Source organism: Brevundimonas sp. SH203 (assembly GCF_002157625.1).
Classification (GTDB): Bacteria; Pseudomonadota; Alphaproteobacteria; order Caulobacterales; family Caulobacteraceae; genus Brevundimonas.
In genome coordinates this window covers 439807-461881 of sequence record NZ_BDMM01000003.1, presented here as the reverse complement: position 1 = coordinate 461881, position 22075 = coordinate 439807, and the positions used below count along the sequence as shown (strand labels likewise).

The window sequence follows — 22075 nt, the reverse complement described above, 5'->3', positions numbered from 1 at the left end:
GCGATAAGGGGCGGCGATCCTTTGAGACTTGTGGGAGCACTCGATGCGTCTGAACCTTCTTCTGGCCTCCGTGGCGGCGGTCGCGATGGCGGCGCCGTTGACGACGGCGGCCCAGACCTCGCAAGCCCCCGCGCCGCAACAGAATCAGCCGGTCGAGGTCGAGATCGACCAGGGCGTGCTGCGGCCGTTGCAGATCGCGGTCGTGCCGTTTGCGGGGACGCATGGGTCGGACATTTCCAGCGTGGTCAGCGCCAATCTGCGGCGGTCGGGCTTCTTCGAGCCGCTGAACCCGGCCAGCTTCATCGAGACGGACCTGATCCTGGCCAATGCGCCGAACTTTCCCCAGTGGACCCAGATCGGGGCGCAGGCGGTGCTGTACGGCGGGGTGACGATGCGCGGCGACGGGCGGATGGACGTGGGCTTCCGCCTGTACGACCCCTACCGCCAGTGCCAGCTGGTCAGCTATCAGTTCACCGCGACGCAAGAACAGTGGCGCCGGATCGCGCACAAGATTTCCGACGTCATCTATCAGCGCATGACCGGCGAGGCGGGCTTCTTCGATTCCCGCGTGATCTTCGTGTCCGAGGAAGGTTCGGCCCTGAACCGGATCAACCGCCTGACCATCGCCGACCAGGACGGGTTCAACCCGACCTATCTGACGCAAGGCGACGAGGTGATCATGTCGCCGCGCTTCTCGCTGTCGCAGCCGGACGAGATCACCTATGTCGCGCTGGGCAAGGATTACAGCCGCATCTATCTGTACAATCTGACGACCGGCCGGCGCGAGAGCCTGGGTGAGTTCGACGGTCAGGTGCTGGCGCCGCGCTTCTCCAACGACGGCAACAAGATCGCCTTCTCGATCATCCGGGGCGGCAACACCGACGTCTATGTGATGGACCTGAGAAGCCGTCAGATCTCGCGCCTGACGACCGATCCCGGCATCGACACCTCGCCCTCGTTCAGCCCGGACGGCAGCCAGATCGTCTTCACCTCGGACCGTTCGGGGTCGGCGCGGCTGTATGTCATGCGGTCGGACGGATCGGGCCAGAGGCCGATCTCGCGCGGGGGCGGCCTCTATACGGCGCCGTCGTGGAGCCCGACCGGCAATCTGATCGCCTTCACCAAACAGGGCGGCGGCCGGTTCTCGACCGGGGTGATGAATTCGGACGGGTCGGGCGAGCGCATCCTGTCCTCCAGCTATTTCGAGGAAGGGCCGAACTGGGCGCCCAACGGCCGCTATGTGATGTTCGCGCGCCAGACGCCGGGCGGGGACACGCGCCTGTGGACCGTGGACCTGTCGGGACGGGTGGTGTCCCAGGCGGGATACAACGGACGCGGCACCGACCCGGCCTGGTCGCCGCTGCTGGATCGCGGCCCCAGCAACCTTGGCCTGAACCAGGGCGCCGACAGCTGCCCGAACTGATCCCGGCGGAGCCTTGAAGCTCAACAGTGCGTTATCGCTCTGGCGTCCGAAAGGGGGCCAAGGCAGACACAAACGTCACGCTTGAGGCCCGCCCCCTTGCAAGAAACGACACGTCAGGAGACGACCCCATGAAGACTTCACGCATTATCAAACTGGCGATGGTCGGCTGCGCCGTGGCGGCCATGGCCGCCTGCACCCGCAAGCCCCCGGTCGAGACCGGCGTGCCCGGCCCGAACGACGGAACCTCCACGGCGCCGACCGGCCCGGCCTATCCGACCGCCCCGACCGGTCCGGTGACGGGCGGCGACCTGGGTTCGGCCCAGCCGGGGTCCGAGCAGGACTTCGTCGTCAACGTCGGCGACCGCATCTATTTCGACCTGGACAGCTATGAGGTCCGTCCCGAGGCCATGCCGCGCCTGGACGCCCAGGCCCAGTGGCTGCAACGCTATCCGTCCGTGACGGTCCGCATCGAAGGCAACGCCGACGAACGCGGCACGCGCGAATACAACCTGGCCCTGGGCGCCCGCCGCGCGGAATCGGTGCGGACCTATCTGATCAACCGGGGCATCCCGGCGGGCCGGATCGACACCATCAGCTTCGGCAAGGAACGGCCGATCGCGGAGGGCTCCAACGAGGACGCCTTCGCCCGCAACCGCAACGCCCACACCGCCATCGTGTCGGGCGCGCCGCGCTGAGGTGATCCGGGCCGTCATTCCGGGGCGTCGCAGGACGAACCCGGAAGCCAGACGGCGTGCGCCGTCGTTCGACGGATCGGGCATCATCGGCGCGGCCCTGGATTCCGGGTTCCGCGCTGCGCTCGGCCCCGGAATGACGGGTAGGAAAGAGAGGCGTCGGCGCGGGCCGGCGCCTCTTTTCGTTTCGGCGCTTGTCCCCGGCGGCGCGCGACGGCAGAAGGTCGCGACAGGGATTGGGGGATCGCCGGATGGACATCGAAGGAGCGGGCGGCGTCGTGACGGGCGGTCTGATCGCGGGCGCGATCGAGAAACCGACCGGCAAGGCGGGCGAGGATCACGCCCACGGCGTCTGTTCGGATTGCGGCGCGCCGACCAGCGGCAACTTCTGCGCCGCGTGCGGCCAGCCCACCCATGTCCACCGCAGCCTGCTGCATCTGGGCGAAGAGCTGCTGCACGGCGTCATGCATTTCGACGCCCGCATCTGGCGCACCCTGCCGCTGCTGTGGCTGAACCCCGGCAAGCTGACGCGCGAGTGGGTTCAGGGGCGGCGGACCCGCTACGTCTCGCCGCTGGCCCTGTTCCTGTTCACCCTGTTCGTGATGTTCTTCGCCCTGAGCTTCGCGCCGCACAAGGAGGAGGCGTCGGTCCAGCCCGCCGAGATCGCCGAGCAGCGGACGGTGGTTGAGGCGGCCCAGCAGACCGTCAACGAACTGCGCGCCGACAACGCCCAGCCGCAGGCCATCCAGGCCGCGCAGATGATCGTGGATCAACGCCGCGAGCAGCTGGTGAAGCTGGAGACGGAAATGCGCGACGGCCGGGCCGACGGGCTGAAGCCCGGCAGCTGGCAGGCCAGTCTGAAGGATATGGCGGCCGGCGATGCGCAGGACGGGCAGCCGCACGCCAAGGCCAGCGTCATGGGCCAGGAGATCAAGGCCGGCGGCCACGGCCTGGGCGCGACCATCGCCAAGAAGCTGCAGAACCCGGACCTGGCGCTCTACAAGCTGCAGCAGACGCTGTATAAGTTCGCCTTCCTGCTGGCGCCGCTGTCGATCCCGTTCGTGGCCCTGCTGTTCCTGTGGAAGCGCGGCTTCACCCTGTACGACCACGGGGTGTTCGTCCTGTATTCGCTGACCTTCATGGCCATGCTGCTGATGCTGATGGTGGTGTCGGCCAGCGTCGCCGGGTGGCTGGGCGGGATCGTCATTCCGCTGGGGCTGCTGGCCGTGCCGGTCCATATGTTCGCCCAGATGAAGGGCGCCTATTCGCTGGGGGTGTTTTCGGCCCTGTGGCGGACGACGGCGCTGTTGGTGTTCTGCAACATCGTGATCGGCCTGTTCGTGACGGCGATCATCTATCTGGGCCTGGGGCACTGAGCGGTGCGGACGGCCTTGCGGCGGCCCCAAATCGGTGAAAGCTAGACGGATGACCAAGCTCTCGATCTCTCGCGCCCACGCCTCCACCCACGCCATCGTCGCCGCCGCTGTCGGGATGCTGCTGATCGGCGGCGCCGCCTTCGCCCAGCAGGCCCAGCCCAACATCATGGAGCGGACGGAATGGGACAACCGCCGCCTGGACCAGCTGGATCGCAACGTGCGTCGGCTGGAGCGGGCGCTGACCCAGAGGAACGCCGCCGGCCAGCCCGTTCTGGTCGAGCCGGACCCCGAGGTGGTGACGCTGCAGGGGCAATTCGCCCTGATGGATCGGCGCCTCGGCGACCTTGAGGCCACGGTGCGCGGCCTGAACGGCGACAACGAGCGGCTGACCTTCCAACTGGACGAGGCCACGCGCGACAACCAGGCCCTGCAGACCCGGCTGAGGGACGCCGAAAACCGCATCCAGAAGCTGGAGACCCAGGCCGAGCTGAACGCGCCGATCGAGGCGACCTCGCCCACCGGCGATGCGACGCGCGATCTGGCGGCGGCCGTCGCCCTGTTGTCTACCGACAAGCCGCGCGGCGAGCGGGCGCTGGAGACGGTGATCGCCGCCTGGCCCGACACGCCGCAGTCGCGCGAAGCCAACTCGCGTCTGGGCGACCTGCGGGTCGTCGCCAACGACAAGGCGGGGGCGGTGCCCTATTACGCCGCCGCGCTGAAGGACTGGCCGCGCATCGGCTGGGCGGCGGACACGACGCTGAAACTGGCCGACGCCCTGTTCGCGACCCAGAGGAAGCCGCAAGGCTGCGCGGCCCTGGCCGAGTTCACCCGCCGCTATGCGCCCTCGGCGTCCGATCCGCAGAAGGCCCGCGCGGCCCAGCTGCGGACCACGGGCGCGTGCGCCGCCTGACGTCCGACGACGAAGGCGACCGGCGGCTGGTCGAGCGCGTCTTCGCGCGGCTGGACGCGCGGCTGAGCCGAGACGTGGCGCGGCCCCTGGCCCTCGCCCTGTCGGGCGGGGGGGATTCCATCGCCCTGCTGCGGCTGGCGACCGAATGGGCGGGCGCGCGCGGGCGGCGCCTTTTGGCCCTGAGCGTGGATCACGGGCTGAGCCCCGACAGCGGGCGCTGGAACGGCTTTGCGGAACAGGCGGCGACGGCGGCGGGGGCCGACTGGCGCGGCCTGCGCTGGGACGGCGACAAGCCGCGGACGGGACTGACGGCGGCGGCGCGGTCGGCGCGGCACCGGCTGATCGCCGAGGCGGCGCGGGCGGCCGGGGCGCGGGTCGTGCTGTTCGCCCATACGGCCGACGACATCGCCGAGGCCGATCTGATGCGGCGCGAGGGGGCGACGCTGGGGCGGGTGCGTGAATGGTCGCCGTCGCCCGTCTGGCCCGAGGGGCGGGGGCTGATGCTGCTGCGGCCCCTGCTGGACGAAGGGCGCGAACCTCTGCGCGACTGGCTGAGGGGGCAGGGGGCGGACTGGATCGAAGACCCCGCCAACGCCGACCCCCGCTATGGCCGCAGCCGGGCGCGGCTGGCCCTGGCCGGTGTGACGCCGCAGGGGACGTCCGAAGCGCGCGGGGTTTCGGGCGCGCAGGGGCTGAGGACGGTCGGCGATGCGGCGGTCGAGGCGTCGCGCGACATCGCGGCGCGGACGCTGGCGGCGGCCCTGGTCTGCGTCGGAGGCGGGGCGACGCCGCCGCGCGGCGAGCGGCTGGCGGCGCTGGTCCGGCGGTTGCGGGCGGGCGAGGACTTCACCGCCACCCTGTGCGGGGCGCGGATCACGGCGGCGGGCGAGGCCGTGACCCTGGTGCGCGAGGCGGGCGAGATGGCGCGGAGGGGCGCCGAACCCTTGCGGCTGACGCCGGGCGTGGAGGCGGTGTGGGACGGGCGGTTCGCCTTCGCCGCCGCCGATGCGGGCTGGTCGGTCGTGGCCGGGCGTGGGCGATTGTCGCAGCTGTCGGACGCGGATCGGGCGCGGCTGACGCCGTTGACGCCGCAGGCGCGCGCGGCCTGGCCCGTCCTGGTCCAGGACGGGGCCGGGGGTCCGGTTCTTGCAGGCGCAGGGGTCGAACGGCGCGGGCTTGTCGCGGAACGGCTCAGGCTGGCGCTGGACGAAACGACGCACGAAGACGACCTGATTTCCGCCCCGCGATGGCGTAACGCCATGGAACCTCCTATTTCCATAGACAGACACATCCAGACCGGCGGCCCGAACGGGGCGGCGGACGACCGAGGACCTCAATGAACCTGCGTAATCTGGCGATCACCGGCGTGATCATTCTGGCGCTGCTGGCGGGCTATGCGGCCCTGTCCCAAGGCGGCGCGATGAACGGCATGGCCGGTCAGCCGGCGGGCGGACGGCCCGAAGTCATGAGCTATTCCGAGCTGGTGCAGCGGGTGAACGCCGGCGAGGTCAAGAAGGTGACGGTGCGCGTCGACAAGGTGAACGGCGAGCTGAAGAACGGCCAGCGCTTCACCTCCACCACCGTCTATCCGAACGAACAGTTGATGGCGAACATGCTGCAGGCGGGCGTCGAGATCGACGCCAAGTCCGGCGGCCAGTCGATCTGGATGAGCCTGCTCCTGGGCATCCTGCCCATCGCCCTGCTGATCGGGGTGTGGATTTTCTTCATGCGCCAGATGCAGGGCGGGGCGCGCGGCGCCATGGGCTTCGGCAAGTCCAAGGCCAAGCTGTTGACCGAGCATAAGGGGCGCAAGACCTTCGACGACGTGGCCGGCGTGGACGAGGCCAAGGACGAACTGCAGGAGGTGGTCGACTTCCTGAAGGACCCCGGCAAGTTCCAGCGTCTGGGCGGCAAGATCCCCAAGGGCGCCCTGCTGGTCGGCCCTCCAGGCACCGGCAAGACGCTGCTGGCGCGCGCGGTCGCGGGCGAGGCGGGCGTGCCCTTCTTCTCGATCTCGGGTTCGGACTTCGTGGAGATGTTCGTCGGCGTCGGGGCCAGCCGCGTGCGCGACATGTTCGAACAGGCCAAGAAGAACGCGCCGTGCATCATCTTCATCGACGAGATCGACGCCGTGGGTCGCCATCGCGGCGCAGGGCTCGGCGGCGGCAATGACGAGCGCGAACAGACGCTGAACCAGTTGCTGGTCGAGATGGACGGCTTCGAGGCGTCCGAGAACATCATCCTGATCGCCGCCACCAACCGTCCCGACGTGCTGGACCCGGCCCTGCTGCGTCCCGGCCGCTTCGACCGCCAGGTGGTGGTGCCGAACCCCGACGTCTCGGGCCGCGAACGCATCCTGCGCGTCCATATGAAGGACGTGCCCCTGGCCGCCGATGTGAATGTGAAGACCATCGCGCGCGGCACGCCCGGCTTCTCGGGCGCCGACCTGGCCAATCTGGTCAACGAGGCCGCCTTGCAGGCGGCGCGCAAGGACCGTCGCATGGTCACGCACCGCGACTTCGAGGACGCCAAGGACAAGGTGTTGATGGGCTCGGAGCGTCGCTCCATGGCCATGAACGAGGAAGAAAAGCGCCTGACCGCCTATCACGAGGCCGGTCACGCCATCGTGGCCATGAACGTCAAGGCGGCGGACCCGGTCCACAAGGCGACCATCGTGCCGCGCGGCCGGGCGCTGGGCATGGTGATGCAGCTGCCGGAAGGCGACCGCTATTCGATGAAGTATCAGCAGATGATCGACCGGATCGCCATCATGGCGGGCGGCCGCGTCGCCGAGGAACTGATCTTCGGCAAGGAGAACATCACCTCGGGCGCGTCGTCGGACATCGAACAGGCGACCAAGCTGGCAAGGGCGATGGTCACGCGCTGGGGCTTCTCCGAGAAGCTGGGCACGGTGGCTTACGGCGAGAACCAGGAAGAGGTCTTCCTGGGCCATTCGGTCGCGCGCAGCCAGAACATCTCCGAAGAGACGGCCCGCACCATCGACGAGGAGGTTCGCCGTCTGGTCGCCTCGGGCTGGGACGAGGCGCGCCACATCCTGACGACCAAGGCCGATCATCACGAAAAGCTGTCGCAGGCCCTGCTGGAATACGAGACCCTGTCGGGCGAGGAGATCAAGGACCTGCTGGAGAAGGGCGTCGCGCCGAACCGCGACGAGAACAACTTCCCCAACGCCGGGCCTTCGGTCTCGGTGCCGGTGACGCCGGTGTCCGACGGAACCGACATCGAGGTTCCGGTCGCCGCTCCCGCCGCGACCAGCGTGCCGACGGTTCACTGAGGGCTTTCCTCGGCGTCCGTCATCCTCGGGCTCGACCCGAGGATCGGATGTCGGGCTGGCTGTGAGTCTTCGTCTGGCGCAAGGCGGCGGATCGCCCGGCCCTCGGGTCGAGCCCGAGGGTGACGGAAAGGAATGAAAAAGCCCGCCGGGAGAGCGATCTCCCGGCGGGCTTTTTCATGGGGCGGAGCGTCAGGCCGGCAGGATATCCGCGTCCTCGATCATCACCGGCGTCAGGCTGCGTTCGGCGCCCGAGGGGTCGCTCCAGACGATGGTGCAGCCTTCGACCAGGCCGATCAGGCCCGCGCCGACGTGGGACAGGACCGAGACCTTGCCCGCGTCGATGTCGGCGTCCCTGGGCAGGACGATCTGGATGCGGCGCGGATCGGCGTTGCGGCCGTCGACATAGTGCAGCCAGCGGTCCAGCGGCACGGCGCCCCGGGGCAGGTCGCCGGGTTCGCAGATGATGGCGCGCTCCAGCTCCTCCTGAAGCATGCCCGCCACGCCCTCGCCGGGCATGTCGCCGACCAGGCGCGACAGGGCGTCGTGGTCGTGGGTGCTGAGGAAGATGTCGGGGCGGACGGGCAGGGCGGATTGGGGCATGGAATGGCTCGCGAACGGCAGGGGGCGGCGCACGCGCCTGGCGTCGTGCGTCGGGGGAAGGAAGGGGTTTCGGATGGCGCCCGGAACGGGGCGAAGGGCGCGCGGCCGTTCCGGGTCAGGAGCCTGCGACGAGGCGTCCCGCGTGGGAAAGGCGTCGAGCCTGGCTGACGAAACGAGCGATCACGGCTAGAGGCTGGTCCCATGACCGATGAAAGTCAAACGCCGGGACGGCCCCAGGTCATGGGGATCGTCAACGTCACGCCCGACAGCTTCTCGGACGGGGGGCGGTGGGTCTCGGTCGAGGCGGCGACGGATCGGGCGATGCGGCTGGCCGCGGACGGGGCGGACATGCTGGACATCGGCGGCGAAAGCACCCGGCCCGGCGCCGATCCGGTCGGGGCGGCCGAGGAGATCGCGCGCGTCGTTCCCGTAATCGCGGCTGTCCGCGCGCGCTGGGGCGGGGCGATCAGCATCGACACGATGAAGCCCGAGGCGGCCCGCGCCGCCGTCGCCGCCGGGGCGACGATGTGGAACGACGTGACCGCCCTGACCCACGCGCCGGACAGTGCGGCGGTCGCCGCCGAACTGGGGTGCGACGTGGTGCTGATGCATATGAAGGGCCGGCCGCGCACCATGCAGGCGGACCCGACCTATGACGACGTGACGGGCGAGGTGCGGGACTATCTGGCCGCGCGGGCCGAGGCGGCGATGGCGGCGGGGGTGGCGCGCGAGCGGATATGGCTGGACCCCGGCATCGGGTTCGGCAAGGCGCCGGCGCACAATCTGACGCTGACGGCCGGGCTGGGGGCGCTGGTCGATCTGGGGTTTCCGGTGCTGTACGCCGCCAGCCGCAAGCGCATGATCCAGGGGATCGACCCCACGGCGGTCGAGGCGACCGACCGGCTGGGCGGCTCGCTGGCGCTGGCGCTGGCGGCGGCGGCGCGCGGGGCGCGGATGGTGCGGGTCCACGACGTGCGCGAGACGGTTCAGGCGCTGAAGGTGCAGGCGGCGGTTCGCGAGGCCGGTCGAACGGACGCGACGTTCGGTCGCGGTTGAGCTAAGGACGGGCATCAACCGCCGCAGCGTCGCCCATGCCCCTGACCGCCTATATCGCCCCCATCGTCATGTTGGCCCTGTCCAACGTCTTCATGACCTTCGCCTGGTACGGGCATCTGAAGTTCGAGCATAAGCCGTTGTGGCTGCTGGTGATCGCCAGCTGGAGCATCGCCTTCTTCGAATACTGGCTGGCGGTGCCGGCCAACCGCATCGGCATCAAGGTCTATTCGCCCGCCGAGCTGAAGACGATGCAGGAGGTGATCACCCTGTTGGTCTTTGCGGGCTTCTCGGTGCTGTATCTGGGCGAGAAGCTGACGGTGAACCATCTGGTCGGTTTCGCCTTCATCGGCCTGGGGGCCTTCTTCATCTTCAAGGGGCCGCTGGGCGCCTGATCGCTTGCCCTGAATGGCGGGCTGCGCCATCTGACCCTTCATGTCCTGGGTTCTGTCGATCAATCCGTGGGCGACGCTGGTGGTCGCCGGTCTGCTGGAGGTCCTGTGGGCCTCGGGCCTGAAGCACGTCGGCCTGAACCGGCCGCTGACCTCGCTGGGCGTCGGCGTCGCGCTGGCGGGCAGCATGATCCTGTTGTGGGTCGCGACGCAGAAACTGCCCATCGGCACGGCCTATGCGGTGTGGACCGGGATCGGCGCGGTGGGCGCCGCGGTGGTCGGGGTCCTGGTCTTCAACGAGCCGGCGACGGCGGTGCGAGCCGTGTGCATCCTGCTGATCGTGGCGGGCATCGTCGGGTTGAAGCTGTTTTCGGGGGCGACGGCATGAGCAGCGCTCAAACAGACGCCCGCCGGGCGGGCGGCGATAGCGCCAGAAAAATGGGCAGGGTGCTGATCCTGGCGGGCTCGGACTCGGGCGGCGGGGCCGGAATCCAGGCCGACATCAAGGCGGTGACGATGATGGGCGGCTATGCGGCGACGGCCATCACGGCCATCACCGTGCAGAATACCCTGGGGGTTCACGGGGTCCATCCGCTGCCGCTGGACCTGATCGCGGCGCAGGGGCGGGCGGTGCTGGACGACATCGGGACCGACGCCTTCAAGACCGGAATGCTGGGCTCGGTAGAGGTGGTGGAGACGGTCGCGGCCCTGCTGGACGGCGCCGACGCTCCCGCCGTGGTCGATCCGGTCATGGTGGCCAAGGGCGGACATCCCCTGTTGCCCGATGCGGCGGTCGAGGCGGTGAAACGGCTGATGATCCCGCGCGCGGCGCTGCTGACGCCCAATGCGCCCGAGGCCGAGGCCCTGACCGGGATCGCGGTGCAGGATCTGGACGGCCAGCGGCGGGCGGGCGAGGCGCTGCTGGCGCTGGGCGCGCGGGCGGTGCTGATGAAGGGCGGCCATGTGCCGGGGGCCACGGTGATCGACCTTCTGCTGACGCCGCAGGGCGAGACGGCGCTGGAGGCCGACCGGATCGACACCCGCCACACCCACGGCACCGGCTGCACCCTGGCCAGCGCCTGCGCGGCGGGACTGGCGCTGGGGCGGCCGCTGGAGGTCGCTGTGGCGGAGGCCTGGGCCTATGTCGGCGAGGCGATCCGCCGCGCGCCGGGCCTGGGCGGCGGGCACGGGCCGCTGGACCACGGTTGGCCGGTGCGGGGGTAGGTTTCGAGACGGTCTCTTGTCGTCATTCCGGGGCTGAGCGCAGCGAAGAACCCGGAAGCCAGGGGGACGGCGTCTGCGCAGGCCGTTTCGGACATTCGAGGCGTGGTCCTGGGTTCCGGGTTCGTCCTGCGGACGCCCCGGAATGACGCCCTGTTCGCGCCGACTGTGGATGGTGGTTCGCCCCCACTCCCCCGCGCCCGGCGGGACCGCTAAGGGATGGGCATGACCGACGCCCTGACCCAGAAGCTGACCGACATCATCCGGGCCGACCCCGGCCTGATGCATGTGCTGACGACGGTGCGGGCGCTGGGGCTGCCGGACTGGCGGCTGGTGTCCGGGGCGGTCTATCAGGCGGTGTGGAACGTCCAGACCGGACGACCGGCGGGCTATGGGGTCAAGGACTACGATCTGGCCTATTTCGACGGGGCGGACCTGTCCTACGCGGCCGAGGACATCGTCATCAAACAGGTCGCCGCCGCCTTCGACGAACCGTTCCGCAGCCGGGTCGAGGTGCGGAACCAGGCGCGGGTGCATCTGTGGTTTCAGGATCGGTTCGGCGAACCCTATCCGCCGCTGGCCTCGACGGACGAGGCGTTGGGGCGGTTCGTGGCGCCGACCTTCGCGGTCGGGGTGCGGCTGGAGACGGACGATCGGCTCACCGTCGCCGCGCCGTTCGGGCTGAAGGACGTCTTCTCCATGACCATCCGACCCAATCCGAACCGGCCGGTGGCCAGCAGCTGGCCCAAGGTGATCGAGAACGCGCGGGCGCGATGGCCGGAACTGACGGTGGTGGAGCCCTAGCGCAATCGGCGCTTTCGGGGATGCGGGCCTGAAAGGCGTTCATCACAACGGACACAGCGAAGTCACGAAGACCACGACGGGACCGAAGGCGCGTTGAGTTGTGGTTTTCTGCAAGCTGTCGACAAGTCTGCGGCTTCGCCGCGGGCCTTCAAGACTTTTCGACCGGAGCCCGTCTCCGTCGTGTTCGCTGTGGCCTCGCGGTGTCCGTCGTGACGAACCCTGATGCGGTCAGGTTCAACCCAACCGCCGAACGCCCTAGAACGGCCCGTGCTTGCCGTTGGAGGAGAACTCGGGCGGGGCGGCCTTGTGGATGTATTGTTCGGCGACCAGCCAGGCCTTGAAGGGGCGAAGGCAGCCCAGGCACAGGCCGATCAGTATGGGCAGGGTGACGACGCCGTGAACCCAGATCGGCGGGTGGACGGTGAAGTCGAAGATCATCAGCAGGATCATGCCCACCACCCCCACCGCCGTCATGACGAAGAAGGCCGGGCCGTCCGCCGGATCGGCGAAACCGTAGCTGAGGCCGCAGTCCGTGCAGCCTTCGCGCAGGCTGAGGTAGCCCTTGAACAGCGGGCCCTTGCCGCAGCGGGGGCAGCGGCAGGCCAGGCCGGTCTTGATCGTGCTGAGGCGCGGATAGTCCGTCATGGGGCCGATTATGCGCGCTGAAAGCGGCGCTGTCGCGTGGACGGGTTGTCCTATCGCCCCCGTCTTCACGGTGAACGGCGGTTAACCGCGATTAAAGGGCTTTTGCGGCATGGGTCGGGGGATATGTCCGGGGCCGCGCCGACCAAGCGTATTCTGAAGACGACCGTGGCGGCCGCCGCGGCCGGCGCCGTCGTGCTGTCTCCGATGGCGCCGCTGGCGCAGGAGGCGGGGCGGTCGCGCGATCCGCTGTCCATCGACATCGGCCAGAACGCCGAGTTCACCCGCGTCGAATTCGGCGGCGTCATCGGGGTGCGGACGCGCGTCAGCCGCCAGGGCGACAAGGTGGTGGTGCATCTGGGGACCACGGCGGCGCCCGATGTGTCGCGCCTGAAGGTCGATCCGCCCGCCGGGGTCAAGTCGGTCGAGACGCGCCAGTCCGGCGGCGGGCGGGCCGGCGGCACGGACCTGATCATCACGCTGGAGGAGGGCGCGGACGCGCGCTCGGGCGTGGCGGACGGGGCGGTCTGGCTGAACCTCTATGCGCCGGGCAAGGCGCCGCAGGGCGAGGACGCCGCCAAGCCGCAGACGACCAACGCCGTGGTGCCGGTCAAGGCCGAGAGCAGCGCGGACAAGACCGTCCTGACCTTCCAGTGGGGCGCGCCGGTCGGGGCGGCCGTGTTCCGGCGCGGCGACGCGGTGTGGATCGTGTTCGACACCGCCGCGCGGATGGACATGACCGGCGCCAAGCAGCTGGGGCCGGCCAAGGACGCGCGTTGGGCGGCGGGGCCGGGATACACCGCCATGCGGATCGCCGCGCCCGAGGGCATGAGCGTGGCGGCCCAGGGGCAGGGCGGAACCTGGACCGTGACCCTGGGCGGAACCGCGCCGGCCGCCACGGGGGTCGAGGTGGATCGGTCCGACGACGGTTCGGCGACCCTGGTGGCGCGGATGGCCGGGGCGACCAAGGCGATCTGGCTGACCGACCCCTTGATGGGCGACCGTTTCGCGGCGGTGACGGCCCTGGCGCCCGGCAAGGGCTATGGCGGCGGCCGGCGCACGGTCGACCTGACCCTGATCCCCACGGCGCAGGGGATGGCGGTCGAGACCGGAGCCGACGACCTGAGGATCGAGGCGGCGGGCGATCTGGTGACGTTGAGCCGACCCAGGGGGCTGACGCTGTCGGCGCCGTCGGCGGGGCTGGAGGCCGGCGACCGCGCGGCCGATGCGCCCAGACGCGCCGCCTATCCGGCCATGATCGACGAGACCTGGGCCGCGACGGGCGAGGCGGGCTTCTCGGATCGCTATCGCCGGCTGCAGGACGCGGCGGGGCAGGAAACCATCGCGGCGGGCGACGACGCGCGCGCGCCCATCGAGGCGCGGCTGGCGCTGGCGCGGTTCCTGGTCGGATCGGGACTGAACTACGAGGCCATCGGCGTGCTGAACGCCCTGATCGCCAAGGCGCCGAACATGCAGGGCGAGCCCGAGGTTCGGGGCCTGCGCGGCGTCGCCCGCGTCGGGGTGGGGCGGCTGGCGGAAGCCCAGGTCGATTTCGCGGGCGCGGCCCTGGCCAATGATCCGGCGACCAAGGTGTGGCAGGGCTATGTCGCCTCCGAACAGGGCGACTGGGAAGGGGCCAGGCGCAACTTCGCCGCAGGGGCCTCGGTGATCGACGACTTCCCCCCCGCCTGGCGCGCGCGGTTCGGCGCCGCCCATGCGCTGGCGGCCATCGAGACGGGGGATTTGGCCGCCGCCCAGCAGCTGCTGGCCTACAGTTTCAGCCAGAAGGCGCCGGCGACGGACCAGCTGACCGCGCGGCTGGTGCAGGCGCGGCTGTTCGACCTGCAGGGCGACAAGGACCGGGCGCTGGCGGTTTACAAGGCCGTGGCGCGCGCGCCGCTGGACGGGATCGCCACCCCCGCCAAACTGGGCGCCATCGGACTGGAGATGGACAAGGGGACGCTGAGCCCCGACCAGGCGGCCCAGCAGCTGGAACTGCTGAAATGGCGCTGGCGCGGCGACGGGACCGAACTGGCGGTGATCCGAAAACTGGCCGACATCTATCTGAAACAGGGGCGATACCGCGAGGCGCTGGACGCCCTGCGCGGGGCGGGCAAGCGGCTGGTCGGCATTCCGGGCGCGGCCGAGATCCAGGCGGATCAGTCCAACGCCTTCCGCGCCCTGTTCCTGGAAGGGGCGGCCGACGGCTTGCAGCCGGTGCAGGCCCTGGCCCTGTTCTACGACTTCCGCGAACTGACGCCCATCGGGGCGGACGGGGACGAGATGGTGCGCCGCCTGTCGCGCCGCCTGATCGACGTCGACCTGCTGGGCCAGGCCGCCGAACTGCTGCAGCACCAGGTCAACGAACGGCTGGACGGGGTGGCCAAGGCCCAGGTCGCCACCAACCTGGCCACCGTCTATCTGATGGATCGCCAGCCCGAGAAGGCGTTGCAGGCCATCTGGGGGTCGCGCACCACCCTGTTGCCGGCGGCGATGAACAGCGAGCGTCGCGCGCTGGAGGCCCGCGCCCTGATGGACCTGGGCCGGTTCGACCATGCGCTGGAGGTGCTGGACAAGGATCAGTCCAACCCGGCGCGCGAGGTGCGGGCCGACATCTTCTGGAAGCAGCAGAAATGGGCCGAGGCGGCGCCGGTCTATGAGGCGCGGCTGGGCGACCGCTACAAGACGACCGGAACGGCCCTGACGCCGGCCGAGGAAAGCTGGCTGATCCGGGCGGGCGTGGGCTATTCGCTGGCCGGCGACCTGGCCGCGCTGCAACGGCTGAGCGGCCGTTACGGGCCGTTCGTGGCGGGCGCGCGGTCGGCGGCGGCGATCCGGGTGGCGCTGGACGACACCCTGTCGGGCGTGGCGGGCGCGGGCGATTTCGCCAATCTGTCCAGCCAGGCGGACACCTTCGTCGGCTGGGTCAACAGCGCCAAACAGGCGTTCAGGAAGGAAGCGGACGCCAAGAGCGCCGCCTGATCGAGCACATGGTCGTCATTCCGGGGCTGAGCGTAGCGAAGAACCCGGAACCCAGGACCACAGCGACGCCGCCGATCCATCCGACATCGGGGATGGCCCCCTTGGGTTCCGGGTTCGCCCTTCGGACGCCCCGGAAGGACGGCGTCATCGAGTCGCCGGAAACGAAAACGGGCGGAGATCGCGTCGCGATCCCCGCCCGTCGAGCATTGCCGATCCCGTCAGACGGGACCGAAAAGGCTTAGCCGTTGACGGCGTCCTTCAGCGGCTTGGAGACGCGGAAGCGCACGGCCTTGGAGGCGGCGATCTTGATGGTCGCGCCGGTGGCCGGGTTGCGGCCTTCGCGCTCGGCGCGGGCGGCGGTGTCGAAGACGCCCAGGTTCGAGATGCGGATGTCGCCGCCCGACTTCAGGGTCGAGTGGATGTTTTCGACGATCGCGGTCAGCACCTTGCCGGCGTCGGCCTGCGAGACACCGGCGTCCTTGGCGACGGCGGCGATCAGTTCGGCTTGAGTGGTCATAAGAAGCGTTTCCAGTGTTAATCGCCCGATTCAGGGCGAGGACCGGGGGATCAACACGGATTTCCACCGGCATTGCAAGCGCCGATGACGGGCAAAGCCATATGGGACGGGGGATTATCCGGCGCCGGAGGCCCGCTGGAAGCTCTCGACCAGGCTTCCGGCGACCAGTCGCCAGCCGTCCACCAGCACGAAGAAGATCAACTTGAACGGCAGGGACACCACCACCGGAGGCAGCATCATCATGCCCATGGACATCAGCACGCTGGCCACCACCAGATCGATCACAAGGAACGGAACGAAAAGGAGAAATCCGATTTCAAAGGCCTTCTTCAGCTCGCTGATCATGAAGGCCGGAGTGACGACGCGCAGGGGCAATTCCTGGACGTTCCTGGGGGGCTCGATCTTCGACAGACGGGTGAACAGGGCCAGGTCGCCGCGGTCCACCTGGGCCAGCATGAAGGTTTTCACAGGCTCGGACGCCTGATCGAAGGCCTGGGGCAGTTCGATCTGCTGATCCATCAGCGGACGGATGCCCGAATCATAGGCGTCCTGCCAGGTCGGGGCCATGACGATGGCGGAAAGGAACAGCGACAGGGACACCAGGACGGCGTTCGGCGGCGACTGTTGCAGGCCCAGGGCGGTTCGCAGCAGCGACAGGACCACGATGATCCGCACGAAGCTGGTGGTCATGATGACGATGGACGGCGCCAGCGACAGGACGGTCATCAGCCCGACCAGCTGCACCACCCGCTGGGTCAGGCCGGCGCCCGACCCCAGGTCGATGTTCAGGGCCGAACCGGACTGGGCCGCCTGCTGCGCCAGGGCGGCCACGGGCCAGGCCAGGCAGACCAGGGTGGTGAAGAGGGACAGCAGGGCCGCGCGCTTTAACTCGGCGCCGGTGGGGGTGTTGAAAATGCTCTCCCTCCCCCCGCGGGGGAGGGTGGTCGCGGAGCGACCGGGTGGGGGCGGCGGGGCGCAAGTGCGGGGTGCGATGCGGAACAGGCGTGCGAGGAACCGCCCGGCCGTCCCCACCCGACCTCGCTGCGCTCGGCCACCCTCCCCCGCGGGGGGAGGGAGAAGGGCTTGCGACGGCTTCATTGCACGCCCCCCGGCTGGCGCGGCTCGATCAATTCGCGACCTTCGCCCAGCAGGATCAGCCGCTCCTCCTCGTCGATGCGGACCAGAACGAGGCGGCGGGCGGGGTCCAGGACCAGGGTTTCGACCACCTGCATCCGGCGCGCGCCGCGTTCGGCGCTGAGCCTGGCCAGCAGCTGCGGCGCATAGCGGCGCGCGGCCCAGGCCGCCAGCCCGATCAGGCCGAGGGTGAAGGCCAGGCCGAAGACGGCCCGGACGAGGTCGAGGAAATTCATACGCTGCAAGGCCCCGCGCAGTCGGCGCTGTCGGACGAGTGTTAATCACCACGGTTAACGACCCGTTGAGATAACCCCCTATTAACCATGCAGGCGGCATTTTCTGCCCATCGCGCGCATCCGCGTCGCACGGGAGATCGCCATGGGCGTCGCCGACATACCGCTGCTGGGGCAGATCAAGGGCCGGCTGGGCTGGCTGGACGCGCGCCAGCGGGTGATCGCCGAGAACGTGGCCAACGCCGACACGCCCGGCTACGTCGGCCGCGACCTGAAGCAGCCGACCGACTTCGCCGCCGCCATGGCGCGGGGCGGGGGGCTGCAGATGACGCGGACCAATGCCGCCCACATCGCCCCGCCGGGAACGCCGGTGCGGTTCGATCCGACCAAATCGCCCGATTCGGAAACCACGCTGGACGGCAACTCGGTCGTGGTCGAGGAGCAGATGCTGAAGATGGCCGAGAGCCGCATGGCCTATGACGCCGCCATCGGCTTCTACCAGAAATCCATGTCCATGATCCGCCTGGCGGCCAAACGGCCCGGCGGCTGAGGCGGAGAGTAAGCCATGCCCGATTCCGTCTCCCCCTCGAACAGCGCCATGGCGGTGGCCGCCTCGGCGCTGAAGGCGCAGCAGTCGCGGATGCGCGTCATCGCCGAGAACATCGCCAACGCCCAGTCCACCGCCCGCACGCCTGGCGGCGAACCCTATCGCCGCCAGATCCCCGTGTTTCAGGCGCGCGAGGTCGACGGGGCGACGGGGGTGACTCTGGCCGAGGTGCGGCCCGACCAGAGCGACTTCAAGATGGACTACGACCCGTCGCACCCGGCGGCGAACGCGCAGGGCTATGTGCGGCGGCCCAATGTCGACACCCTGGTCGAGGCCATGGACATGCGCGAGGCGCAGCGCGCCTACGAGGCCAATCTGAACGTCATCGAGACGGCGCGGTCGATGGACAGCCGCACCCTCGACATCATCAAACGCTGAGGGGCTAGGTCATGAATCCGATGATGGCCGCCAGGGCCTATGCCGCCGTTCAAGGCGGCGCCATGCCGACGGGCCTGTCGGGCGCCGCCTCGGCCCCGGCCGCCGGCGACGGGGGCTTCGCCGATCTGGTCAAGTCCGCCATGACCGACATGACCCAGCAGTCGCGCGCCGCCGAGACCCAGATGACCCGCTCGGTCCAGGGGCAGGGCAATCTGATCGACGTGGTGACGGCGCTGAGCTCGGCCGAGGCGTCGCTGGAGACGGTGATCTCGGTGCGCGACCAGGTGATTTCCGCCTACAAGGAAATCATGGCCATGCCGATCTGAGGGCGTCGGCCCTTCAGAAATAGCGTTCGGCGATGCGGACGGTGTCGCCGGGCAGGATGCGGGCGTCGGGGGACAGGGGCTGTTCCACCGCGACGCCGGCGCGGCGGACGAACAGGCGGCGGCTGTTGGCGCGATAGGTGAAGCCCTGGGCCGTGGCGACCGCCTGAAGCGCGGTGAGGTCGGCCGCATAGGGATATTCGCCCGGCCGGTTGACCTCGCCCAGGATGTAGAAGGGCCGGTAGGTCAGGACCTGGGCGGCGACGCGCGGCTGGTTCAGATAGCCCTTGGCGAGGGCGTCGGCGACGGCGGCCTGAAGCCGGGGCGCGCTGAGGCCCGAGGCCTGGATTTCGCCGATCAGCGGCAGGGTGATGCGGCCCCGCCCGTCCAGGGTGAAATCGCCGCCCAGCGCCGGTTCCCCGAAGACCTCGATCCGCACCCTGTCGGCCGGGGCCAGGCGATAGTCGCCTAGAGTCGGGTCTGAAAAGGCGGTCAGGCCGAACGCCAGAGCCAGTCCGACGACGGCGGCGAGGACGGGGCGCGGCATGGTCGTCCCTCCCGGACGCACGTTGAAGCTGTACAGGCTATGCTCGATGATTGTTCGGGTCTAGAGCGCATCGTTGGCTTGATCGTCATTCCGGGGCGTCCGCAGGACGAACCCGGAAGCCAGGAGGCGGGCATCGGGCGTCGAATGGGGTCGGCAGCGCGCATGTGGCCCTGGGTTCCGGGTTCTTCGCTCCGCTCAGCCCCGGAATGACGACGAGCGACGAACGCTAGCCTTGCGCCAGTATCCGCCTCGCCAGATCGCGGGCCTGGCCGCGCAGGTCGGGGACGGCGGTCATCTCCCAGAAGGCGCCGCGCGTCAGGGGGCCGATGGCGTGAAGGCCCTGGGCGGAATGGCCGGCGGCGTCCAACAGGCGGCCCTCGTCGTCGACCTGAAGCCCCAGGCCGAGGGGATCGGGACGGCCGTGGCCCTTTTGCAGCAGGTCGCGGATCATCGGCTCGACGCTCTGGCCGATGGAACCCAGCGGGCCGGTGCAGTTGACCACCAGGTCGAAACGGTCGCGGATGGGGCGGCGCCGTCCGCGCGGTCGCCAGGCGACCTCAATGACGTCGGCGGCCTTCAGTTCGGTCAGCTTGCCCGCCAGCACCGTCAGCTCTCCGCCCGCCAGCATGGAATGGATGTCGCGCGCCGCGCCGGGCGAGAGCCGGTGGCGATGCACGTCCCACAGGGGACGAAGGTGACGCAGGAACCGCCGCCGCTCGACCGGCGACCAGCCGCGCCACAGGGCCTGGGCCGACTGGCGCAGCCGGTCGAACACGGCGCGCCAGTCGGCCTGATCGGTCGCGGCGCGGACCTGACGCAGCACCTCGGCCGGGCCGCCCGCGAACGCGCCCACGAACGGGGCGGGCGGCGCGACGGCGTGGGCGCGGGGCAGAAGGCCGTGGCGCGACAGGGCGGTGAAGCGCCGCCCCGGCCGCCGCAGCGTCAGGGCCGCGTCCACCATGGTCAGGCCCGACCCGATCAGCAGCACGTTGCGCGCGCCCTCGACCGAGGCCGCGTCCAGCCGCCAGGGATTCTCGACATAGGCGGGCGAGGCGCGCACGGCGTCGTCCACGCCCGGCGGCGAGGCCGGCTCCAGATTGCCCAGGGCCAGCACCACCTGATCCACGACGATCTCGCCGTCCGAGGTCCCGATGCGCCAGCCGTCGTCCAGCCGGTCCAGGGTGCGGGCCTCGGCGCCGATCAGGGTCAGGCGCTCGGGCGCGTCGTCCAGCGCCGCGTCCAGCAGGGATTGCAGGTAGTCGCCATAGACGCCGCGCGTGATGAAACCGTCCTGGGCGCGCCACGACGGCTGTTCCGCCAGCCAGTCGGACAGATGCCTCGGCCGGTCGGGAAAGGCGCTCATATTGTCCAGGCGCACGTTCAGCAGATGCTGGGGATTGCCGGTGTCATAGGCCGTGCCGGGGCCGAAGACGCCCCGCCGCTCGATCAGCGTCACCCGCACGGCGGGCGAGGCCTGAAGCAGGTTCACGGCCGTCAGCAGGCCGCTGAACCCCGCGCCCACGATGGCGATCCGCAGTTCGTCCCGCTGTGACATGCGCGCTCCGTCCGGGTTCGACGCCGTGTCGATAGCACACGGCGGGAGGGAGGGATCATGGCGATAAATATCTATCTGACCAGTAGGAATATGGTCGCCTAGCGACGCCGCCGCCCGGCGCGGAGGTCGGCCAGCGCCAGGGGGATCAGGCTCCACGGCTCGATGCAGTAGCGGACGAACAGCCGCCGGGGATCGCGGAACAGGCGATAGGCCCATTCGATTCCGGCCCGCCCCATCCAGCGGGGCGCCGCGCTCTGGACGCCGGCCTCATAGTCGAAGGCGGCGCCGACCGACAGGACGACGCAGTCGGGCAGACGGTCGTAGTTGTCGGCGATCCACAGCTCCTGACGCGGCATGCCCATGCCGACGAACAGGACGTGGGGCTGGAATTCGGCGATGCGGTCCAGGACGGCGGCGTTTTCGGGCGAATCGGGGCGGGCGTCGAAGAAGCCGTGGTGAACCGCGATGTCCGCGCGGGGATAGAGGGCGCGCAGCCGGGCCGCCGCCGTCTCGCCCACGCCCGGCGCGCCGCCGATGGACAGGACGCGCCAGCCCTTGCGGTCGGCCACGCTCCAGAAATGGTCGCGCCAGTCCAGATAGGTGCAGCGGTGAAAGCCCCGGCTGTTCAGGCCCGCCAGCCGCGAAAAGGCGATCAGGGGGGTGGAATCGACCTCCACCATATCGGCCCGGTCGTAGAAGGCGGACAGGCCCGGCGTCCGCTGCATCAGATACAGGCTGTGCAGATTGTGGTTGGCGATCAGGCTCTTGCGGCCCTCGGCCACAGCCTGCTGGATATGGTGCTGGACCTCTTCGGGGCGGACCAGATCGACCCACTGGCCCATCAGCCGCACCCGCTCGCTGGCGCGGCGGCGCGTGCGGAAGGGCGCGCGGGGCCGGGCGCGGCGCTCGGTCGTCGGCAGGGGCGGGGACAGCTCCGTCATGGTTTCCCTCTAGACCGCCGCCCCTCAAGACGCGGTTAGAAAACAGGCTTAGCGGGCGTTAAACGGCCGCGAAGCCCGTCTTGCGGCCACGCTTCAAACGCCGTTCTCGGAAGAAATCTCGCAAAGGCGGAAAATCCCTGTTGACCCCGCCCGGAGCCTCCCTTAGAGGTCCGCGCCTTCCCGATGGAAACGCCGCAAGGCGCTGCCGACGGGGCCCAGATGGCGGAATTGGTAGACGCGCTGGCTTCAGGTGCCAGTGGCTTAACGGCCGTGGAGGTTCGAGTCCTCTTCTGGGCACCATCTTTCAGAAAGCGTCGCGCCGAACGGTGCGGCGCTTTCTTTGTTTTGGCCTGCCGCCTCGCGCGCGGCTGCATTGTTTTGTGGCCTACCGGAATGCGCGCGGCGCATTCCTGCTTGAGGCCGTTTCGTGAATGCGACGCACGGCGTTCA

23 protein-coding genes and 1 tRNA gene are annotated in these 22075 nt (G+C 69.7%); 16 read left to right on the top strand and 8 right to left on the bottom strand.

Going from position 1 to position 22075, the window contains the following annotated elements; translation table 11 throughout:
• Positions 1-43: 43 nt before the first annotated feature.
• The 6 genes from tolB to ftsH all read left to right on the top strand — a co-directional run bounded on the left by tolB (position 44) and on the right by ftsH (position 7696).
• Positions 44-1423, top strand: coding sequence for a Tol-Pal system beta propeller repeat protein TolB (gene tolB, locus SH203_RS09195; RefSeq protein ID WP_087120572.1), 1380 nt, complete (start codon positions 44-46; stop codon positions 1421-1423).
• A 128-nt stretch (positions 1424-1551) separates the two neighbouring features.
• Complete coding sequence (gene pal / locus SH203_RS09190; RefSeq protein ID WP_087120571.1) at positions 1552-2118, top strand: peptidoglycan-associated lipoprotein Pal; 567 nt, start codon at positions 1552-1554, stop codon at positions 2116-2118.
• 248 nt (positions 2119-2366) lie between these two features.
• Positions 2367-3491 carry a DUF3667 domain-containing protein gene (locus SH203_RS09185; RefSeq protein WP_087120569.1) on the top strand — a complete coding sequence of 375 codons (1125 nt, stop codon included), beginning with the start codon at positions 2367-2369 and terminating at the stop codon, positions 3489-3491.
• Between the two features lie 49 nt (positions 3492-3540).
• Positions 3541-4401: a tol-pal system protein gene (locus SH203_RS09180; protein ID WP_087120568.1), complete on the top strand. Its 861-nt coding sequence runs from the start codon at positions 3541-3543 to the stop codon at positions 4399-4401.
• The gene (tilS, locus tag SH203_RS09175) at positions 4389-5741 is read left to right on the top strand and encodes a tRNA lysidine(34) synthetase TilS (protein ID WP_200808872.1); all 1353 of its coding nucleotides are present in this window, start codon (positions 4389-4391) and stop codon (positions 5739-5741) included. Before SH203_RS09180 ends, tilS begins: the two co-directional genes overlap by 13 nt.
• A complete protein-coding gene (ftsH, locus tag SH203_RS09170) occupies positions 5738-7696 on the top strand; it encodes an ATP-dependent zinc metalloprotease FtsH (protein ID WP_087120566.1) in 1959 nt (652 codons plus the stop codon). The genes tilS and ftsH overlap by 4 nt, the downstream gene beginning before the upstream one ends.
• Before the next feature lie 189 nt (positions 7697-7885).
• On the opposite strand, the gene SH203_RS09165 is transcribed toward ftsH, so the two are convergent.
• On the bottom strand, positions 7886-8296 hold the full coding sequence (locus tag SH203_RS09165; RefSeq protein WP_087120688.1) for a GreA/GreB family elongation factor: 411 nt from the start codon (positions 8294-8296) through the stop codon (positions 7886-7888).
• A 201-nt stretch (positions 8297-8497) separates the two neighbouring features.
• Here SH203_RS09165 and folP point away from each other — a divergent pair, with 201 nt between their 5' ends.
• The 5 genes from folP (at position 8498) to SH203_RS09140 (ending at position 11766) form a co-directional block, all read left to right on the top strand.
• On the top strand, positions 8498-9352 hold the full coding sequence (gene folP, locus SH203_RS09160) for a dihydropteroate synthase (protein ID WP_087120565.1): 855 nt from the start codon (positions 8498-8500) through the stop codon (positions 9350-9352).
• Between the two features lie 35 nt (positions 9353-9387).
• Positions 9388-9744, top strand: coding sequence for a DMT family protein (locus SH203_RS09155; RefSeq protein ID WP_087120564.1), 357 nt, complete (start codon positions 9388-9390; stop codon positions 9742-9744).
• A gap of 40 nt (positions 9745-9784) precedes the next feature.
• Positions 9785-10129 (top strand): multidrug efflux SMR transporter, encoded by a 345-nt coding sequence (locus SH203_RS09150; protein WP_087120562.1) that lies wholly within the window; start codon positions 9785-9787, stop codon positions 10127-10129.
• Between the two features lie 50 nt (positions 10130-10179).
• On the top strand, positions 10180-10965 hold the full coding sequence (gene thiD / locus SH203_RS09145; RefSeq protein ID WP_087120561.1) for a bifunctional hydroxymethylpyrimidine kinase/phosphomethylpyrimidine kinase: 786 nt from the start codon (positions 10180-10182) through the stop codon (positions 10963-10965).
• Positions 10966-11187: 222 nt separating this feature from the next.
• Positions 11188-11766 carry a nucleotidyltransferase family protein gene (locus SH203_RS09140; RefSeq protein ID WP_087120559.1) on the top strand — a complete coding sequence of 193 codons (579 nt, stop codon included), beginning with the start codon at positions 11188-11190 and terminating at the stop codon, positions 11764-11766.
• Positions 11767-12021: 255 nt separating this feature from the next.
• Here the strand turns inward: SH203_RS09140 and SH203_RS09135 are convergent, their stop codons facing one another.
• Positions 12022-12411 (bottom strand): DUF983 domain-containing protein, encoded by a 390-nt coding sequence (locus SH203_RS09135; protein WP_087120557.1) that lies wholly within the window; start codon positions 12409-12411, stop codon positions 12022-12024.
• Between the two features lie 123 nt (positions 12412-12534).
• Here SH203_RS09135 and SH203_RS09130 point away from each other — a divergent pair, with 123 nt between their 5' ends.
• Positions 12535-15390 (top strand): hypothetical protein, encoded by a 2856-nt coding sequence (locus tag SH203_RS09130; RefSeq protein WP_087120556.1) that lies wholly within the window; start codon positions 12535-12537, stop codon positions 15388-15390.
• A gap of 238 nt (positions 15391-15628) precedes the next feature.
• Here the strand turns inward: SH203_RS09130 and SH203_RS09125 are convergent, their stop codons facing one another.
• The 3 genes from SH203_RS09125 to SH203_RS09115 all read right to left on the bottom strand — a co-directional run bounded on the left by SH203_RS09125 (position 15629) and on the right by SH203_RS09115 (position 17277).
• The gene (locus tag SH203_RS09125; protein WP_087120554.1) at positions 15629-15907 is read right to left on the bottom strand and encodes an HU family DNA-binding protein; all 279 of its coding nucleotides are present in this window, start codon (positions 15905-15907) and stop codon (positions 15629-15631) included.
• Positions 15908-16021: 114 nt separating this feature from the next.
• Positions 16022-16822, bottom strand: a complete 801-nt coding sequence (gene fliP / locus SH203_RS09120) for a flagellar type III secretion system pore protein FliP (RefSeq protein WP_087120687.1) — start codon at positions 16820-16822, stop codon at positions 16022-16024.
• Positions 16823-17001: 179 nt separating this feature from the next.
• Entirely contained in the window at positions 17002-17277 is a 276-nt protein-coding gene (locus SH203_RS09115) for a flagellar biosynthetic protein FliO (RefSeq protein WP_087120553.1), read from the bottom strand.
• Positions 17278-17419: 142 nt separating this feature from the next.
• On the opposite strand from SH203_RS09115, the gene flgB reads away from it, so the two are divergent.
• From flgB to SH203_RS09100, 3 genes are read left to right on the top strand one after another with little or no spacing between them, the layout of a single operon-like run.
• A complete protein-coding gene (gene flgB, locus SH203_RS09110; RefSeq protein ID WP_087120552.1) occupies positions 17420-17824 on the top strand; it encodes a flagellar basal body rod protein FlgB in 405 nt (134 codons plus the stop codon).
• 15 nt (positions 17825-17839) lie between these two features.
• Positions 17840-18259: a flagellar basal body rod protein FlgC gene (gene flgC / locus SH203_RS09105; RefSeq protein WP_234989443.1), complete on the top strand. Its 420-nt coding sequence runs from the start codon at positions 17840-17842 to the stop codon at positions 18257-18259.
• Between the two features lie 11 nt (positions 18260-18270).
• Positions 18271-18585, top strand: coding sequence for a flagellar hook-basal body complex protein FliE (locus SH203_RS09100; protein ID WP_087120551.1), 315 nt, complete (start codon positions 18271-18273; stop codon positions 18583-18585).
• Between the two features lie 13 nt (positions 18586-18598).
• Here the strand turns inward: SH203_RS09100 and SH203_RS09095 are convergent, their stop codons facing one another.
• From SH203_RS09095 to SH203_RS09085, 3 genes are all read right to left on the bottom strand, one after another.
• Positions 18599-19129: a polysaccharide biosynthesis/export family protein gene (locus tag SH203_RS09095; RefSeq protein ID WP_087120549.1), complete on the bottom strand. Its 531-nt coding sequence runs from the start codon at positions 19127-19129 to the stop codon at positions 18599-18601.
• A gap of 226 nt (positions 19130-19355) precedes the next feature.
• Complete coding sequence (locus tag SH203_RS09090; RefSeq protein ID WP_087120548.1) at positions 19356-20684, bottom strand: FAD/NAD(P)-binding protein; 1329 nt, start codon at positions 20682-20684, stop codon at positions 19356-19358.
• Between the two features lie 98 nt (positions 20685-20782).
• Positions 20783-21625 (bottom strand): WecB/TagA/CpsF family glycosyltransferase, encoded by an 843-nt coding sequence (locus SH203_RS09085; RefSeq protein WP_087120547.1) that lies wholly within the window; start codon positions 21623-21625, stop codon positions 20783-20785.
• Between the two features lie 213 nt (positions 21626-21838).
• Between SH203_RS09085 and SH203_RS09080 the strand changes: the two genes are divergently transcribed.
• Positions 21839-21925 (top strand) — tRNA-Leu (locus SH203_RS09080).
• Positions 21926-22075: the final 150 nt, after the last annotated feature.

What these genes read in the sequence shown, in the direction of transcription:
- tolB (WP_087120572.1), top strand. Translation starts at nt 44, where the DNA reads ATGCGTCTGAACCTTCTTCTGGCCTCCGTGGCGGCGGTCGCGATGGCG.
- pal (WP_087120571.1), top strand. Translation starts at nt 1,552, where the DNA reads ATGAAGACTTCACGCATTATCAAACTGGCGATGGTCGGCTGCGCCGTG.
- SH203_RS09185 (WP_087120569.1), top strand. Translation starts at nt 2,367, where the DNA reads ATGGACATCGAAGGAGCGGGCGGCGTCGTGACGGGCGGTCTGATCGCG.
- SH203_RS09180 (WP_087120568.1), top strand. Translation starts at nt 3,541, where the DNA reads ATGACCAAGCTCTCGATCTCTCGCGCCCACGCCTCCACCCACGCCATC.
- ftsH (WP_087120566.1), top strand. Translation starts at nt 5,738, where the DNA reads ATGAACCTGCGTAATCTGGCGATCACCGGCGTGATCATTCTGGCGCTG.
- SH203_RS09165 (WP_087120688.1), bottom strand. Translation starts at nt 8,296, where the DNA reads ATGCCCCAATCCGCCCTGCCCGTCCGCCCCGACATCTTCCTCAGCACC.
- folP (WP_087120565.1), top strand. Translation starts at nt 8,498, where the DNA reads ATGACCGATGAAAGTCAAACGCCGGGACGGCCCCAGGTCATGGGGATC.
- SH203_RS09155 (WP_087120564.1), top strand. Translation starts at nt 9,388, where the DNA reads ATGCCCCTGACCGCCTATATCGCCCCCATCGTCATGTTGGCCCTGTCC.
- SH203_RS09150 (WP_087120562.1), top strand. Translation starts at nt 9,785, where the DNA reads ATGTCCTGGGTTCTGTCGATCAATCCGTGGGCGACGCTGGTGGTCGCC.
- thiD (WP_087120561.1), top strand. Translation starts at nt 10,180, where the DNA reads ATGGGCAGGGTGCTGATCCTGGCGGGCTCGGACTCGGGCGGCGGGGCC.
- SH203_RS09140 (WP_087120559.1), top strand. Translation starts at nt 11,188, where the DNA reads ATGACCGACGCCCTGACCCAGAAGCTGACCGACATCATCCGGGCCGAC.
- SH203_RS09135 (WP_087120557.1), bottom strand. Translation starts at nt 12,411, where the DNA reads ATGACGGACTATCCGCGCCTCAGCACGATCAAGACCGGCCTGGCCTGC.
- SH203_RS09130 (WP_087120556.1), top strand. Translation starts at nt 12,535, where the DNA reads ATGTCCGGGGCCGCGCCGACCAAGCGTATTCTGAAGACGACCGTGGCG.
- SH203_RS09125 (WP_087120554.1), bottom strand. Translation starts at nt 15,907, where the DNA reads ATGACCACTCAAGCCGAACTGATCGCCGCCGTCGCCAAGGACGCCGGT.
- SH203_RS09115 (WP_087120553.1), bottom strand. Translation starts at nt 17,277, where the DNA reads ATGAATTTCCTCGACCTCGTCCGGGCCGTCTTCGGCCTGGCCTTCACC.
- flgB (WP_087120552.1), top strand. Translation starts at nt 17,420, where the DNA reads ATGGGCGTCGCCGACATACCGCTGCTGGGGCAGATCAAGGGCCGGCTG.
- flgC (WP_234989443.1), top strand. Translation starts at nt 17,840, where the DNA reads ATGCCCGATTCCGTCTCCCCCTCGAACAGCGCCATGGCGGTGGCCGCC.
- SH203_RS09100 (WP_087120551.1), top strand. Translation starts at nt 18,271, where the DNA reads ATGAATCCGATGATGGCCGCCAGGGCCTATGCCGCCGTTCAAGGCGGC.
- SH203_RS09095 (WP_087120549.1), bottom strand. Translation starts at nt 19,129, where the DNA reads ATGCCGCGCCCCGTCCTCGCCGCCGTCGTCGGACTGGCTCTGGCGTTC.
- SH203_RS09090 (WP_087120548.1), bottom strand. Translation starts at nt 20,684, where the DNA reads ATGTCACAGCGGGACGAACTGCGGATCGCCATCGTGGGCGCGGGGTTC.
- SH203_RS09085 (WP_087120547.1), bottom strand. Translation starts at nt 21,625, where the DNA reads ATGACGGAGCTGTCCCCGCCCCTGCCGACGACCGAGCGCCGCGCCCGG.